This window comes from Cytobacillus oceanisediminis (assembly GCF_022811925.1).
GTDB classification, from domain to species: Bacteria; Bacillota; Bacilli; order Bacillales; family Cytobacillaceae; genus Cytobacillus; species Cytobacillus oceanisediminis_D.
Genome location: NZ_CP065511.1, coordinates 3,833,782 through 3,849,663 on the forward strand (window position 1 = coordinate 3,833,782; position 15,882 = coordinate 3,849,663).

Below are 15,882 nucleotides of genomic sequence, written 5' to 3' on the forward strand. Positions count from 1 at the left end.
GAAACGGCGTTTCTAACTTTCTCTTAAAAAAATAATAGCATGTTTCCAAATGGATTTTCAATAATTTTCACACAACTTTATTCTTCTCTAATTGATAAGGCTTGATTTATGTTTTCAACATTCGGTAAATGCCCAGCCTTCTTCTAATGAAGGCTGAACAATTCTTATGAAATTGCCTGGGCCTTCATCTCTTTTTTGATTTCAGCACATCTGCTCGGCGATGGGAACAGCTTTCCAGCATTCAGCAGATTATGAGGATTAAAGACTTCCCGGATTTCTGTCTGGGCCGCAATTTCTTCTTCTGTGAAAACAAATCGCATTTCTTCCCGCTTTTCAATGCCTACACCATGTTCTCCAGTTATGGTCCCTCCAACATCGGCGCAGACTTTTAGGCACTGGCTTCCAGCTTTAAGTGCTTTCTCTGATTCTCCTGGTTTCCTTGCGTCAAAAAGAACTAGAGGATGGAGGTTTCCGTCTCCTGCATGAAAAATATTGGCAATCCTTAATCCCGATTCACTGCTAATCTGGTTAATTCTGCTTAAAACTTCAGGCAGCTTGCTTCGAGGGATGACCCCATCCTGAACCAGATAATCAGGAGAAATCGCTCCCATGGCACCAAAGCCTGTCTTACGGTTCGCCCACCATCTTGCTCTTTCCTCTTCACTTCCGGCCGCCCGGACTTCACGGACATTCCTCTTTCTGCACACCTCAAGGATTTGGTCGATCTGTTCCTCAATTCCCGCAGCAATTCCATCCACTTCAATTAAAAGAACTGCTTCTATATCTTTTGGATGGCCTACAGGAAAAGCAGCAGCTTCCACCCCTTCAATAGCTGTCTTATCCATCATTTCAAGAGCTGCTGGTACAATACCCGCAGATATTATATCTGATACTGCCTGGCTTCCATCATCAACCCGATCAAAGTAGGCAAGCACAGTCTGCTTTCCTTCAGGATTTTTCAGTACCCTCACAGTTATTTTTGTCACAATGCCAAGGGTCCCTTCAGAACCTGTAATCAGACCCAGCAAATCATATCCGGGAGCATCGGGAATACCGTTTTTGCCAATTTCCACTATTTCGCCATTAGGCATGACCACTTCAAGTCCAAGAATATGGTTTGTAGTAACTCCGTATTTCAGACAATGTGCACCGCCAGCATTTTCTGCAACATTGCCTCCAATAGTACAGCAGTATTGGCTGGATGGATCTGGTGCGTAATAATAGCCTTTATCGGATATTGAATTTGTGAGTTTCAGATTTACAAATCCAGGCTCCACAACGGCTCGGCGATTTTCCAGATCAACGCTAATAAGCTTTTTCATCCTAACCATACTGATAATTATTTCCCCATTAAGAGGTATGGCTCCTCCGCTCAGCCCTGTTCCTGCTCCCCTGGCCAGGAAGGGGAGATTGTTTTCTGAGCAGTATTTAACAATCTCCGCCACTTCCTGTGTATCCTTTGGAAAAACGACTGCCTTAGGAAGGTGCTTATGGATCGTAAAGCCGTCACAGTCATAAGCAACAAGGTCTTCTTTCTGATAAAGAATGGAACGGGCCCCCCCCACAATTTCAGCCAAATTTAAAATGTGTTTATCCTGTGATTTAACCCGATCTTTCGCTCTCACTCTTTTCCCTCCTTCACACGGTCTTCCTTCTGATAAGCCCAGTCAAGAAGCTGGACAGTATGGACAATTTTCTGATTTCTGCCATATTTTTGCACTCCCATTGCCATTTGCAGCATACAGCCGGGATTTCCCATTGAGATCATTTCCACATCATCTGGAACATTTTCCATTTTGCTTTCAAGGACCGCATTGGCCATTTCCGGATTGGTAATATTGTATATTCCTGCACTCCCGCAGCAGCGGTCTGAATTTGGCATGTGCACCATGTCTACACCAGGAATATCAAGGAGAATATCGCGCGGCTGCTGGCGGATTCCCTGTCCATGCGCTAAATGGCAGGCATCATGGTAAGTAATTCTAGTGTTCATTTCAGCCTTTGGCTTTTCATAGCCTGTATCATGAAGAAATTTTGAAATATCCTCTACCTTTTCAGAGAACTCTTCTGCTTTTGCATGCATTTCCGGGTCTTCCTTAAATAATTCTGCGTATTCCTTCATCATGCACCCGCACCCGGCAGCATTAACAATCACTTTATCAAAGTCTTTAAATGCTTCCATATTCTGTTTCGCCAGCTTCCTGCCCATATCACGGTCTCCCGCGTGAACATGCAAGGCTCCGCAGCATGTTTGGCTCTGGGGTATGACAACATCATTTCCATTTCGGGTCAGTACATTTATGGTGGATTCATTAATATCACTGAACATGACATCCATTACACAGCCAGTCAGCATCGCAACTTCCTGCTTTGTCTCCCCTTTTGCTTTTATTACTTTTACATCTTTATATTTCTTTTTTACAGGCTCTTTCACTTCAGGCATGATGGATTCCATATCGACAAGGTGCTGCGGCATGATATAGATTAATTTGGTTTTCCGGATTGCTTTTTGCACGCCGCTTTTTTGGTAGAATTTCAGAAGGCCGCCGAGCGTATTTAAGCGATTCTGGTGCGGGAAAAGGTCATGAAGAAAAAACTTGCTGATGGCTCCTTTTACACCAGTCAATGGCATCGCCTGCCGAATCTGGCCCCGTGCTTCCTCAATCAAACCGCCAACATCGACATCAGCTGGGCATGCAGTTGTACAGGCGCGGCAATCCAGACATTGAAATACTGGGTCCATGAATTGCTCATTTACTTGAAGCTTCCCTTCAGCCACAGATTTGATTAGGTGTACACGCCCCCGTGGAGAATGCTGTTCCTGACCTGTCTGTTCATATGTCGGGCATGATTCCAGACACATGCCGCAATGGACACAGTCAGCCCATTTCTTTTCATCTGGCGGATCGCTCCATAAATAGTTTCCCAATCCCGACGTACATGGCGGTTCCTGCTTTAAATCGAGTTCCCGGACACTCATTTAAATCCCTCCTATGAATCTGTTTGGGCTTAATGTTTTATTTGGGTCGACCTTTGTTTTAATCCCCTGGAGCAAAAAGAAATAAGAAGGTTTATTTCCCCATACATCCACTTTTTTCCGAAGTTCAAATGGCAGGTGTTTTGCAATCGCGTATCCTCCATCTTTTTCAGCGGTCTGCCTTACATGTACAGCGGCATTGGCGACATCTGGCTCTGCTCCTCTAATGGTCACTTGACTCAATCCATGGCCCAGACCTCCATGTGATTCGATTTTCACATTGAATTTATCCTGGAGCAGTTCAGTTTCCTTTAATACTTTTACCGCGTCGAGATTAACTGTTCCAATTTTAAGGGAGGCTTCAGTTTGGATTGGCAATTCCTCATCTGCCCCATTAGGGATGTGCCTATAAAAGCGGTTCCAAAACAAATCCGCTTTTTCCTTAGAGCTTATACTCAATTTCGCATCTTTCGGCAGCATATTTCCCACAAAAACTTCCTGATAACGTACTGAACTCTCCACATCTTCAAAACTCATGGCAACGGTGAAGGAATTTATTCCGGCAAGCTTATCTGAAAGTGCCGGATTTAGCAGCTCAAGCGAAACCGGTTCAATCATAGAATCCAAAACCTTAACTGCAAACGCCTTTATTTCCTCAAGATCTCCTGTTGGGAACGAAACGAGAACCAAACTCTCACATTTAGGAATTGGGCGAAGCTTTAAGGTAATTTCAGAAATTACACCAAGTGTGCCCATCGATCCTATAAACAATTTATTCATGTCATAGCCGGCAACATTTTTTACAACTCTGCCGCCGGAGCGTATTACCTTTCCATCCGGATAAACAGTCCTTAATCCAATGACTGCATCACGGGCTGAACCGTAGCCCAATCTTTTGGGTCCGCTTTCATTTGCTGCAATGACTCCGCCTATTGTGGCATTTTGTGGCCAAAAAGGATCGAGAGATATTTTTTGATTATGTTTTGCCAGATATTCCTGAAGGTCTTTAAAGCGAGTTCCGGATCTTACTGTTACTGTCATATCACCAGGTGTGTGTTCCACAATCCCTGTATATTTTTCAAGCGATACAAGAAGATCCGCTTTTTCATTTAAACCTCCGAATCCACGTTTTGTGCCACCGCCCATAATGTTGATGGTTAGACCATTCAAATCTGCATGCTTAAGTGCCGCTGCAATCTCTTCTTCTGTTTCCGGTAATAAAATCATTTCTCCTGAGTTGCCAAATGGGCTTGAAACTTCATTTTTACTTATCTGGTCTTCTCTAAAATAAGTTTTTAAAACACTTATCGATTCTGCTGCAATCAACATATCCACCCCGCTTGTTTCGTAATAGCAAACAACGTTTCTAATAAATTTCAAAAAAACTTTAACGTTCCTGCAGGATACTCATTTGCAAAAATTTCTCAACCAGCTCTAAATGTTCAATCATATTCTTATGCGCCTGATCGGGCTGCTTATTTTTAATAGACAAATAGATACCCAGATGCTGCTCTTCAATCTTTTTTGCGATATCATCTCGTGTTTGAAGATATTGATGGAAATCGATCATGGATTTTTTCAATGTTTCAGATATAAATTGCACAAATTGGATAAGTATATCATTGCCTGCTGCATGGGCAATCGCCATATGAAACTGATAATCCTCCTCCCATCCATGGATGGCTGCATCGGAAATCAGCTTATTCATCTTCGCCAAATCCGCTTCCGACCGATTTGCGGCTGCCATTTCAGCGAGACCCGTTTCAACCATTTTTCTTGCCTGGAATAACTCGTGGATGTCTTTAATGCCAGGATGCAAATGAGGACTTTTAAAAAGCTTTGATGAATCAAATCGGGATATATAAGTGCCTTCTCCCTGTTTCACATGCACTATTCCTTTTCCCTGCAATGAGGTTAGAGCATCCCTGACAGCGGATCGGCCGACACCAAACAGTTCGCATAACTCTCTCACTGATGGCAGCTTTTCTCCTGGTTTAAAGGATCCTTTGGCAATCATATCTTCAATTTGCTCTGCAGCAATTTCAGAAATTTTTCGCGTTGAAATCTTTTTTACATTCATTCTCTTGCCTCCTTCCTTGCAGACGTCACATATCTGATATGTTATATGATACTTCCTATTAAATCACGGCAAATTGTAATAATCAATAAAATATTTAGAATTTATTAAAAATTCTTATTGGGGTTTGAACATAGGGTTCATTCGGACAGGTGCAGAAGAAATCCGGGAGGTTGAGTCCGAATACGATGCTCATTCGGACATATGTAGAGGATATCCGTGAAATTGAGTCCGAATACATTGCTCATTCGGACAGATGTAGAGGATATCCGTGAAATTGAGTCCGAATACGATGCTCATTCGGACAGGTGTAGAGGATATCCGTGAAATTGAGTCCGAATACATTGCTCATTCGGACAGATGTAGAGGATATCCGTGAAATTGAGTCCGAATACGATGCTCATTCGGACAGGTGTAGAGGATATCCGTGAAATTGAGTCCGAATACATTGCTCATTCGGACAGATGTAGAGGATATCCGTGAAATTGAGTCCGAATACGATGCTCATTCGGACAGGTGTAGAGGATATCCGTGAAATTGAGTCCGAATACATTGCTCATTCGGACAGGTGCAGAAGATATTTGAGAAAACAAGTCCGAAACTTAGGTCTGATAAAGAAGTTAATACAATCTCCATCTTCGCTGAAAGCAAGAACCTGAAGGTGAAAATCGACTTTCACATTTACAAGCTAAAACAACAATCTAAGTGAAAACAGCAAAAAAACTGACTTCCACGTTTTCACATGAAAGTCAGGTCAATTTTTCTATTCTATAATGCGTACAACTCGGCCATTAAACTTAGTTTTCCAATAGCCGCTGGACATGTTTGCAACCGCAACACCCGTTGAGCTTTGTGAACCGATGAATTTGCCGCCGCCGAGGTAAATGCCTACATGGCCGTCCCTTTTATAAGTATCAAAGAAAACAAGATCTCCCGCTCTCATCTCGCTTGCTGAAACCTGGCGCCCAGCAAATTTAAGAGAATCCGTGCTGGCTCCTACACTGATTCCAGCCTGGGAGAATGCCCAGTGTACAAAGCCTGAGCAATCGAATCTTCCATTGGCGATATCATAAGCATTTCTGCCGCCGCCAAAAACATAAACAGAATTACCGATATATTTATTACCCGCAGTTGTAACAATGCCGATTGCACTGCTGCTATTTACAGTTGGCTTTGGAGCAGAGCTTGCTGACCCTTTTGCTTTTTGGGCAGCAGGAGTTTGCTTTTTGGCAGAAGCTGAACCTGCAGAAGCAGGAGACACTGACTGTGCTTCTGGTGCCGGTGCTGTTTGCGCCGCAATGCTTTGTTCGATTTGAGCAATCATAGAAGCATATTTAACATCTTCACTTTGCAGCTTTGCCTTCTTATCAGCAATAGAATTTTCTTTTTCTTTTAACTGCTGAATTAATGAGCTATTTTGCTGTTTTTGCTCCTCCATGATGGACTGCATGCCTTTTAATTCGGTCATCATGCTGGTCAATCCCGCTAACTCTTCTTCCACTGCAGCCTTCTTTTCTTCAAATGCTTTTTTATCCTGTTCCTGTTCTTCCAGTAATTGTTTGTCTGCCTGAACAAATGTGGTTACTGCTCCGACACGGTCAACAAAGTCACTGAAACTGGAAGCACCAAGAAGAACATCTAAATATGCCACTGTTCCGCCGCTTTCCTGAAAAGATTGTGCACGCTGTTTTAGAATAGCACTTCTCTTTTCGATTCTTTCCTCAATGATAGCCATTTCTGCCTTCAATTGATCTACTTCGGATTTAGTGCTGGCAATATTAGTTTGCGTTTCTGCTATTAATTTATTATTGTCTTCAATCGCCTTTTCAACTTTACTAATTTTAGTATTTAACTCAGCGATTTCTTTAAGTACAGTTACCAATTCCTTATCCGCTTCAGCCAGTGTGGCCTGCAAGCTGGAACGCTGCTGCTGAATTTGGCTTTTTTGATTTTCGAGCTTATTGATTGATTCAGCATTTACACCTGGGATTGAAAAAGCACTTCCAAGCCCAAGGATAATAGTTGTATTTAAAACGAGGAGCCTTTTTCTCAAAGTCATTACCCTGCTTTCTAATATGTACTCGGTCATTTAATCGGCCGTAAGAATATCAAACTATTTATCTATGTATATTTTTTTAAGCGATTACAATAAAAACCTCTAGTAAATTTGTCTTTCCATGGAGGATTATACCATCCTTATTTGACAGACTTGTTATAGAAATATTACAAAAATATTTCAAACGTGACATTAAACCCCTTTTTTCGCCATCCTTATATGACATAATTCCCTATTTTACTGAGAGAAGATATCCAACGACAGTTGTGTGCTGCATTCCAGAAAAATAAAAAAAAGACTGGAATCCGGATGATATCTTCCAGATTTCAGTCTTTAATGAATAGAATAATACTTTTTAATCCATAAACTTGCTTTGAATATCCTGATCGAACACGAATACCGACATTCCAAAATCACGTTCGATATCAATATCCACAAACAGGTCTATTAGTCTTGCCTGCAAAAATTCTTCCATTTCTGCCGGCCGGTTTTTTTTATACATTTCCTTGACCATTTCTGTTCTGGCAGCCCGAAGCATTTGTTTCCCCTCGTCTGCACTTGCTATGAATTTTTCCACAGGAGATAAATTACCTTCCATTTCACATATAGCCCAATGTTTGCAGAAAGTTGTCCTAACTTTACTAGGTCCTTTGCCCATATGTTTTTTTCGGAAAGAGCGCACTAAATTACTGAATTCTGCTTCATACTTGTTCATAATCAACCCTCATTAACCTATTTTCATGTATAATCCCAATTATACATGTCCAATGCAGGTTTCACTTTAATAAGTTAATCAATTAATACAATTATTGTCAAACTATAAGTCTAAATTTCTTGTTTAACTGAAATTATATGCTAATATTTTGTTAGTCAAAAGGTTCTAGGAGGAAGAATTATGGATATTCTAAGCAGCAGAAAAATTATCAGATTTCAGAATGGAGTTCTGCAGGAAGCAGAAGATTCTATTGTTTCCGAACATCCTCTCACGATTCATCTAAATGGAGAAGAGTTCGCAACAATGGTCTGCAGCCCAGAGAATATTCGGGAATTAACAATCGGCTTTTTGGCTTCTGAAGGCTTTATCAGGAGATTTGAAGAAATCAAGGATATTCAAATAGATGAAAGCAAAGGATTTGCATATGTGGAGTTACATACCCAAACTTCTACAGCAAGCCATGAGTTCCATTCCAAGCGGTTTATTGGTTCATGCTGTGGAAAGAGCAGGCAATTTTACTTTCATAATGATGCCAGGACAGCCAGAACTTCTACATCTAAGCTGACTTTGTCTCCAAACCAGTGCATTTCATTTATGAAACAGCTTCAGGATGGCAGTCTGACTTTCCAAGAAACCGGTGGAGTACATAATGCCGCCTTATTTTCTGCAGATGAAATGATTGTCAGCAGAACAGACATTGGCCGTCATAATGCTCTGGACAAAATCCTTGGGTACTGTATTGAGAACAGGATTCCTGTAAGGGATAAAGTCATTGCATTCAGCGGCCGAATCTCTTCTGAAGTTCTGCTAAAAGCCGCCAAAATCGGTGTAGGCATCATTCTATCAAAATCAGCTCCGACTGATCTGGCCATAAAGCTGGCAGAAGATCTCAATATCACAGCTGTTGGCTTTATTCGCGGTCAGTCTTTTAATGTTTATTCTCATCCGGAAAGGATCGTTTCAGGGAAGAAAAATTAATAAAAAGAGGAACATATTTATTACTAGCTAGAAACCAAGGTGTTTGTATGCACCTTGGTTTCAATTTTAAATTAATTTTTTCAGACAATAAAAAAAGCCAATCAAGTTCTGATCGGCTTTTCACACTGTAATCAATTTAATTATACAATGGAACCGGAGGATCAATTCCTAATACAGGCTGTCCATCAACTGTTAACCATATATAATAATGATCAATCTCAGTTTTTAGAATCACTTCAATTTTTGCGATTAATTTTTCTTGCATTTCAAATGATAACCTTGCTGTTTCCTCTCCTAATGGGACATCTTTCAATCCCAGCAAATCAGCAATTTTCCTTGCATCTTCATAGGAAACTTCGACATATTTATCATACTCCGGTAAATATGCAGCCTCTGCAGTTTTAATTCCTAAAGCGGCAGTTAAGAATACTGCCATTAAAATAAACCCAATCTTTTTCATTTTTTTCCCCCATAAATTTAAATTTGATCTATAAGCTCCAGGAAAACATCCAGAATTTCAGGATGATACATGGTTCCACGGTAATTCAATAATTCTTTTTTAGCTTCTTCCTTACTCCTGCCCTTTTTGTATACTCTATCCGTCGTAATAGCATCATAAGAATCAATAATCGAAATGATCGAAGCTTCAATAGAAATCTCGCTGCCTTTCAATCCCTGAGGATAACCTTTTCCATCAAATCTTTCATGGTGCTGCTCGACTACCTTTCCTGCATCTATCAAGAGTGGCAGTCCAGTTTCCTCTAGTATTTCTCTTCCGAAAGCAGAATGTTTCTTCATTGTCTCCCATTCCTTTGGAGTGAGTTTACTGGGCTTTTGCAATATTTCCAGAGGTATGCGCAACTTCCCAACATCATGTAGAAAAGAAGCTAAATTCAAGTTTACTAGTTGCTTAGAATCTAACTCTAGTGTTTTTCCAACCAGCATAGAAAGCTTATTAATTCTTTGACAGTGATCTCTGGTATATCCATCTTTTTCTTCAATTGAAATTGATAACTCCATCATTTCCTTTGTTACCTTACTATAATGAAAAAAAACTGGTCTTGAAGTTACATAAAGAAATTCAGTGGTAGCTGCTGCTTCAAAAACATAATGTTCTTCTACTGGTGCCCTAAAAAAAGAACTCCCTGTTTTTATTTTCTTGGTTTCATTTCCATTTCTAAGAATTAATTCCCCTGAAAGTACACATAAATATTCTAATGCTTGCCATCCTTCTTGGGGTTCAATCCCCCACATTGTACCAGGATCAAGCTTATGATAAATTACTTCTGTCCCATCTCCTGAAGCAATCAAGGAGATTTGCAACCCTTTCATGTGGACTGTTTCAATGAAACTATCTTCATTTATAATGCCCACTTTATTACCCTCTTTCTAATACTTCTCAAATGATGTATGTATTGGGTTTGACAATTAAATTTCCTATATTGCCATTCTAGTACATGATTTTCCATTTTTCCACAAAAATTTTGCTATAAAATTGATATTAAAGAGAATATTGACAATATTTAAGGCTATTTGCCTAATTTTATCAATTCCATTAAAAAACCAGTGACCTGAAATGGCGGTCACTGGCTTTCTGTCATTCTCTTTTGTTGGGAGGGACATCTCTTTCGTTTTTCTCCATTTTGTGCATTTTCTGGTCTTCTGGAAGCTGGGTGTTCCTTTCCATGTCACTTGTGTCTTCTCCCATTCCTTTTAGGAAGGTAATCAGAAGCGTAACTGCCCGATTGACTTCTGGATCTTTCAATGCCTTAACAAGGTCAAAATAGCTTGTTTTTTCATCCGTTTCTTTATATTCCGCAACTCTTGCAACACCGGAATTTAACTTTAACAGCAAGGGCTCAAGCTGCCGGACATTAATGGTACCGAGGGTTCCAACCATCAGCAGCAGGTTTTTAATTGTGTTTGTAGCTTCCGGTTTATCCAAAGCTTTAACAAGTACATTCAATACTTTATCTCCCTGTCCAAATAGTCCATTCAATAATGAGAGAACTCCCCGATCATGCATATGGCCTACTGCTGTCAGAAGCTCAAGAATGGAATCCTTATTATCTATCAGGGCATTTTCCACTTCCTCCAGGTCCTTTTTGCGTTTATCCTCTGGGCTTAATTCAAAACGCTTGATGTTATTAATCGCTTTAGCCATGCTGCTTCCGCTCCTTTTTCACCATTTCTCCCGGGAAAATATAATCTTTTCTTGCCCATTTCTTTTGCACGTTCACACCAATCTGCGGCTGCGGATTGCCATAGCGGTGATTGATCCTTGGAAGCGGATTGATCCCTTCTTCACTCAGAATCTCAAGCTTAACCTTTGTCTCCTTGTATGCGGGAGTATCAGTATCCTTGTCGGCATAACTGCTTGTTAATAAATTTATGGCAGCCTCGCCTCTATCATTCATTGGAAGGTAAACTTCCTTTCCTTTAACCCTATCCGTTATATGGCATTTAACTTTAACATTGCCGTACGGTGAAGTCAGGCGGACAAGCGTGCCGTCCTTCAACCCTCGTTCTTCGGCTAATTCAGGTGATACCTCCAGGAAAACCTCCGGTGTTTTCGAGCTGATTCCTTTTGACTTGTAGGTCATATTGCCTTCATGGAAGTGTTCCAGAAGACGCCCATTATTGACATGAATATCATATTCCATTGGGTATTCAAGAGCAGGAGTCCAATCTACTGGAAAAAGTCTTGCCTTGCCATCCGGGAAAGGAAATCCCTCCGTATAGAGGAGAGGACTGTCCGTTCCATCCTCAGCCACCGGCCATTGCAGACTATTGTATCCTTCCAATCTATCATAAGTAACACCTGCGTATAACGGCATAAGTCTAGCTGCTTCGGCCATTATTTCGCTTGGGTGTGTATATGTCCAGCCCGCTCCCAAACGGTTGGCAACTTCAATGATAATCTCCCAATCCGGCTTCGAATCCCCAAGCGGCTCGAAAGCCTGGTAAAGACGCTGAATTCTCCTCTCTGTGTTCGTAAATGTTCCTTCCTTTTCCAAACTTGGACTTGCAGGAAGCACCACATCTGCAAACTCAGCTGTACGGGAAAGGAAAATGTCCTGCACCACAAAGAAATCAAGCTTCTCAAAAGCAGCCTGCACATAATTGATATTTGAATCCACAAGTCCCATATCTTCACCCTTCAGATACATCGCTTTCAGCTGACCTTCATGAATCCCTTCTACCATCTCGTGATTATTCAGTCCGGCTTTTACCGGAAGCTTTACTCCCCATGCATTTTCAAACTTCTTTCTCACATCAGGGTCTGAAACCTTTTGATACCCAGGCAAATTATCGGGGCTGCTTCCAAAATCACCTGCCCCCTGGACATTGTTATGGCCCCTTAAAGGATACGCACCTGCACCAGGCTTGGCGTAATTGCCTGTTACAAGAAGCAGATTTGAAATGGCTGTACTTGTATCACTGCCTCCAAGATGCTGTGTGACACCCATTGCCCATAATGCAGAAACACTATTGGCTTCATGAATCATTTCTGCCATTTTGATTAAATTGTCTTTGGATATCCCGGTCGTTTCTTCTGCAAATTCCAGTGTATATTTCTCCAGGTTTGAAACAAATTCTTCAAGACCATTTACTTTTTCCTGCAGAAACTTCTCGTCCGCCCATCCCTGGTCGATAATGTATTTGGTAATGGCAGAAAGCCAGACCATATCCGTACCTGCACGAGGACGCACAAACAAATCAGAACGCTCTGCCATTTCATGTTCCCTTAAGTCAGCCACAATTACTTTTTGGCCATTGAGTTTCTGGGATCGTTTCACCCTAGTCGAAAGAACCGGATGGGATTCAGATGTATTGGAACCGATAATAAGCACTAATTCGGAGTTTTTAATATCTTCGATTGAACCAGCATCCCCTCCATATCCCACAGTTCGGAATAAGCCTACAGTTGCAGGGGTCTGGCAATATCTTGAACAGTTATCGATATTGTTTGTCCCTATGACTGCCCTGCCAAGTTTCTGCATTAAATACGATTCCTCATTGGTGCATTTAGATGATGTAATAAAGCTCAATGCATCTGGGCCATGCTGTTCTTTAATTTCCGAGAATTTCTGTGTAATCAGGTCCAATGCTTCGTCCCATTCTGCTTCACGGAATGAATCGCCTTCCCTGATTAGCGGCTTCGTTAATCGTTCATCGCTATTCACGAAATCCCAGCCAAATTTCCCTTTTACACATGTAGAAATTCCGTTGGCAGGTGCTTCTGCCTGAGGCTCCACCTTCAGTATTTCGCGACCCTTTGTCCATACGTCAAAGCTGCAGCCGACACCGCAATATGTGCAGACTGTTTTGGTCTTTTTAATTTTCTCTTCTCGCATAGCTGCTTCCATATCGGATATAGTCAGGATGGATCCATATCCTGTTTCAACATTTTTAGTGATATCAATCATTGGACGAAGGGTGTTTTTGGCAATGCCAGTCAGAAATCCGGCTTCCCCCTCCATTCCCTTTTCCATCATGGCATTACATGGGCAAACAGTGGAGCAGTGTCCGCAGGATACGCAGGAAGACTCGTTAATGGGCACATCGTTATCCCAGATAACCCTTGGTCTCTTCCTCTCCCAATCAATGGTAAGGGTTTCAGTAACCTGGACGTCCTGACAGGCTTCCACACATCTTCCGCAAAGAATGCACTGGTCCGGATCGTACCTGTAAAATGGATGAGATTCATCCTTTTCATAAGGCTTCTGATCAAACGGAATGCTTTGGTGATTGATTTTCATCGCCTTAACCGTATTATGTATTTCACATCCCCCATTGTTATAATCACAAACCGTACAATACAGTTCATGATTAAAGAGAATCTTATCCATGGCAATGGTCTGCGCCTGTTTTACATCAGGATCCACAGTATCGATTGCGTCTCCATCTTTAATTTTTGTGGAGCACGAACGCACGAGTTCTCCATTAACAGAAACAATACAGGCATCACAGGTTTCAATTGCACCCAGGCTAGGATGGAAGCAAACCTGGGGAATTTCAATCGAACTATCATTTAATAATTGCAAAACGGTTTGATCCTGCTTTGCCTTCATTTCTATACCATTTATCTTTATATTGAGAGATGCTGGCAAATCAATCATCCTTTCAATGAATCAGTTTCTTTGGTTTTCAGTACCCTTGTAAGTAAAAGTTAAACGTTTAGTTAATGATATTGGCAGATAACTCCAGGCATTCTAATAAAAAAATAATAGCGGACAAAAAAAACGGCTGCATATTACCTTTTCCTTGCCAGGTTAATAGATTATCTTTAAAACTTCCTTTATTTAGCAGATATAAAAATCAGGAGCCCCCCACGGGGACTCCTGATTTTAAAAATATTATTGGCTGCCGTTCTTTTGCAGAACTTTCAGTCCAGAACCCATATCGGATGCAAGTACATAATTGCGGTCTACGAATACACCCCAAATGTTAGACTTGCTTGGAATATAGACACCAATTTCTTCCGGATTGGACGGGTCTGTAATATCCACAGTCCTTACACCCCCTGCATAATGAGAGAGATACAATGTGTTCCCCTGAACCTTTGGATCATGGACCGTTGCCCCTCCAGGAATCTTCTCAGTGAAATCAGTTCTAAAGGTGCTAAGAAGCTTTGGATTGGCCTTATCTTTAATATCATAAATCATTGTGTAGCCATAGGCACTCTCAAAGCCCTCTCTGGTTGGTCCAAATACCTCCCTAGTCTCAATAAGCACATTTCCGCCTTTGGCTAGATCCATAGAATGAGCAGCTCCCTGAACACCGTTGGCGAAATCTGTTCTCCCAAGATATACCGGATTTTTGGCATCGCTGATATCAAGCATGATTGTTCCCAGATCCCAGTACGAAAGGAAGGCTGTTTTGCCAGTTCCATCTGTTTTGACGCTATGAGCAAACGCTGCCCGTTGAATTCCTTCTTCATCAGTCCAGTTATATCCGTCATAATTCCCATCGCTTACTTCAGGAATATAATTGCGCGGGTTAAATTCATAAATAGTTTCAGGTGTTAAAGGATTGGATACATCTACAATATTCACATCCATTTTCTCACCATGAGAATAAAGGTCCGCATAGCAATTTGCGGTCAGCACATAAACATTATTCCCTTGAACTGTCAGGTAAAGTTCATGTGTTCCCCGTGCACCCGATGTATCTTCCCAGAATCCAAGCTCTTTTGGCTCCCTGGGGTTTGTTACATCATATAATACAAATCCTCCTTTTGCATTTGGGTTAGTGCGATCAACCTTTTGAACGCTGACTGCAGCCAAGTCGCCTTTAAAATGCTTTGTATTAACTGTTTTTACTATTACTTTTTCCTGCCAAGTCCCTGGAATATGAGCGAATGACGATACTTCCACAGGGTTTGAAGGGTCTTTCATATCAAAAACACGCACTCCGCCTTCTCCGCCATTTTTCGTATGTGTGCCTACATAGGCAAACCCTTTATGCGCATAAACGTCACCCGATGAATTTTGTACCCCCTCTTTAACTTCTTTTAGCGGCACAGCAGCAACTTCTTGAAGATTACCTGTATTCTTAGTGCCTTCAAGTAATGGTACAGATAATTCGACACCGGCCAGACTATCACCTTTTTCAATACCTCCGCTGAATTCATCATGTGCAAGTGCTGTTGTGCCACCCGCAGAAAGTACAAGAGCTCCAGCTAATGCGGTTTTAATTAAGATTTCCTTTTTCAAATGGATTCCCCCTTAATATAATGCTGCTATGTAGTCGGCACTCTAAGATATAAGTGTCCCGAAATACTGCATTTTTATATTAAAGAAAATTCAGAATTTTATACATCACCCGGATTTCCTATAATTTCTACAAAATAATACATGTCCTCCTTCATCCTATGTAACTATAAAAATGTTCAGTGTATGAGATTTACACTATTTGATTGCAGATTATTCTGCATTTCTATTGTCCCGAAAAAAATGCACCTTCCAATGGAAGATGCCTAAATTTATCTTCTGTTTTTCAGCTTCCTTTTAACAGCAGGGACAACATATTTTTTCACAAGCGAAACACCTTTCTTTGCAATAAACGCTTTTATT

General features: G+C 41.1%; 12 protein-coding genes. 1 reads left to right on the forward strand and 11 read right to left on the reverse strand.

The annotated features are described in order from the left end of the window. Positions 1-164: 164 nt before the first annotated feature. The 6 genes from IRB79_RS19145 to IRB79_RS19170 all read right to left on the reverse strand — a co-directional run bounded on the left by IRB79_RS19145 (position 165) and on the right by IRB79_RS19170 (position 7,825). Positions 165-1,625: an FAD-linked oxidase C-terminal domain-containing protein gene (locus tag IRB79_RS19145; protein WP_243504110.1), complete on the reverse strand. Its 1,461-nt coding sequence runs from the start codon at positions 1,623-1,625 to the stop codon at positions 165-167. Next, a complete protein-coding gene (locus IRB79_RS19150; RefSeq protein WP_243504115.1) occupies positions 1,622-2,980 on the reverse strand; it encodes a (Fe-S)-binding protein in 1,359 nt (452 codons plus the stop codon). Before IRB79_RS19150 ends, IRB79_RS19145 begins: the two co-directional genes overlap by 4 nt. After that, positions 2,981-4,303 (reverse strand): FAD-binding oxidoreductase, encoded by a 1,323-nt coding sequence (locus IRB79_RS19155; RefSeq protein ID WP_431833448.1) that lies wholly within the window; start codon positions 4,301-4,303, stop codon positions 2,981-2,983. It abuts the gene before it with no gap. A 61-nt stretch (positions 4,304-4,364) separates the two neighbouring features. Then, entirely contained in the window at positions 4,365-5,057 is a 693-nt protein-coding gene (locus IRB79_RS19160) for a FadR/GntR family transcriptional regulator (protein ID WP_243504118.1), read from the reverse strand. Between the two features lie 760 nt (positions 5,058-5,817). Continuing rightward, complete coding sequence (locus tag IRB79_RS19165; protein WP_431833392.1) at positions 5,818-7,107, reverse strand: C40 family peptidase; 1,290 nt, start codon at positions 7,105-7,107, stop codon at positions 5,818-5,820. Positions 7,108-7,465: 358 nt separating this feature from the next. Beyond that, positions 7,466-7,825 carry a Na-translocating system protein MpsC family protein gene (locus IRB79_RS19170; protein WP_009333537.1) on the reverse strand — a complete coding sequence of 120 codons (360 nt, stop codon included), beginning with the start codon at positions 7,823-7,825 and terminating at the stop codon, positions 7,466-7,468. 180 nt (positions 7,826-8,005) lie between these two features. On the opposite strand from IRB79_RS19170, the gene fdhD reads away from it, so the two are divergent. Then, positions 8,006-8,803 (forward strand): formate dehydrogenase accessory sulfurtransferase FdhD, encoded by a 798-nt coding sequence (gene fdhD / locus IRB79_RS19175; protein WP_243504120.1) that lies wholly within the window; start codon positions 8,006-8,008, stop codon positions 8,801-8,803. 136 nt (positions 8,804-8,939) lie between these two features. Here the strand turns inward: fdhD and IRB79_RS19180 are convergent, their stop codons facing one another. From IRB79_RS19180 to IRB79_RS19200, 5 genes are all read right to left on the reverse strand, one after another. Continuing rightward, positions 8,940-9,263, reverse strand: coding sequence for an 8-amino-7-oxononanoate synthase (locus tag IRB79_RS19180; RefSeq protein WP_243504121.1), 324 nt, complete (start codon positions 9,261-9,263; stop codon positions 8,940-8,942). A 17-nt stretch (positions 9,264-9,280) separates the two neighbouring features. Then, positions 9,281-10,177 (reverse strand): HD domain-containing phosphohydrolase, encoded by an 897-nt coding sequence (locus IRB79_RS19185; protein ID WP_243504122.1) that lies wholly within the window; start codon positions 10,175-10,177, stop codon positions 9,281-9,283. A gap of 223 nt (positions 10,178-10,400) precedes the next feature. Beyond that, positions 10,401-10,967, reverse strand: coding sequence for a helical membrane plugin domain-containing protein (locus tag IRB79_RS19190; protein WP_243504123.1), 567 nt, complete (start codon positions 10,965-10,967; stop codon positions 10,401-10,403). Beyond that, complete coding sequence (gene fdhF / locus IRB79_RS19195; RefSeq protein WP_243504124.1) at positions 10,960-13,926, reverse strand: formate dehydrogenase subunit alpha; 2,967 nt, start codon at positions 13,924-13,926, stop codon at positions 10,960-10,962. Before fdhF ends, IRB79_RS19190 begins: the two co-directional genes overlap by 8 nt. A gap of 237 nt (positions 13,927-14,163) precedes the next feature. Next, positions 14,164-15,522, reverse strand: coding sequence for an LVIVD repeat-containing protein (locus IRB79_RS19200; RefSeq protein WP_243504125.1), 1,359 nt, complete (start codon positions 15,520-15,522; stop codon positions 14,164-14,166). Positions 15,523-15,882: the final 360 nt, after the last annotated feature.

Excerpts from the sequence above, each read along its gene's own strand:
- IRB79_RS19150 (WP_243504115.1), bottom strand. The coding sequence starts at position 2,980 with ATGAGTGTCCGGGAACTCGATTTAAAGCAGGAACCGCCATGTACGTCG.
- IRB79_RS19160 (WP_243504118.1), bottom strand. The coding sequence starts at position 5,057 with ATGAATGTAAAAAAGATTTCAACGCGAAAAATTTCTGAAATTGCTGCA.
- IRB79_RS19170 (WP_009333537.1), bottom strand. The coding sequence starts at position 7,825 with ATGAACAAGTATGAAGCAGAATTCAGTAATTTAGTGCGCTCTTTCCGA.
- fdhD (WP_243504120.1), top strand. The coding sequence starts at position 8,006 with ATGGATATTCTAAGCAGCAGAAAAATTATCAGATTTCAGAATGGAGTT.
- IRB79_RS19180 (WP_243504121.1), bottom strand. The coding sequence starts at position 9,263 with ATGAAAAAGATTGGGTTTATTTTAATGGCAGTATTCTTAACTGCCGCT.
- IRB79_RS19190 (WP_243504123.1), bottom strand. The coding sequence starts at position 10,967 with ATGGCTAAAGCGATTAATAACATCAAGCGTTTTGAATTAAGCCCAGAG.
- fdhF (WP_243504124.1), bottom strand. The coding sequence starts at position 13,926 with ATGATTGATTTGCCAGCATCTCTCAATATAAAGATAAATGGTATAGAA.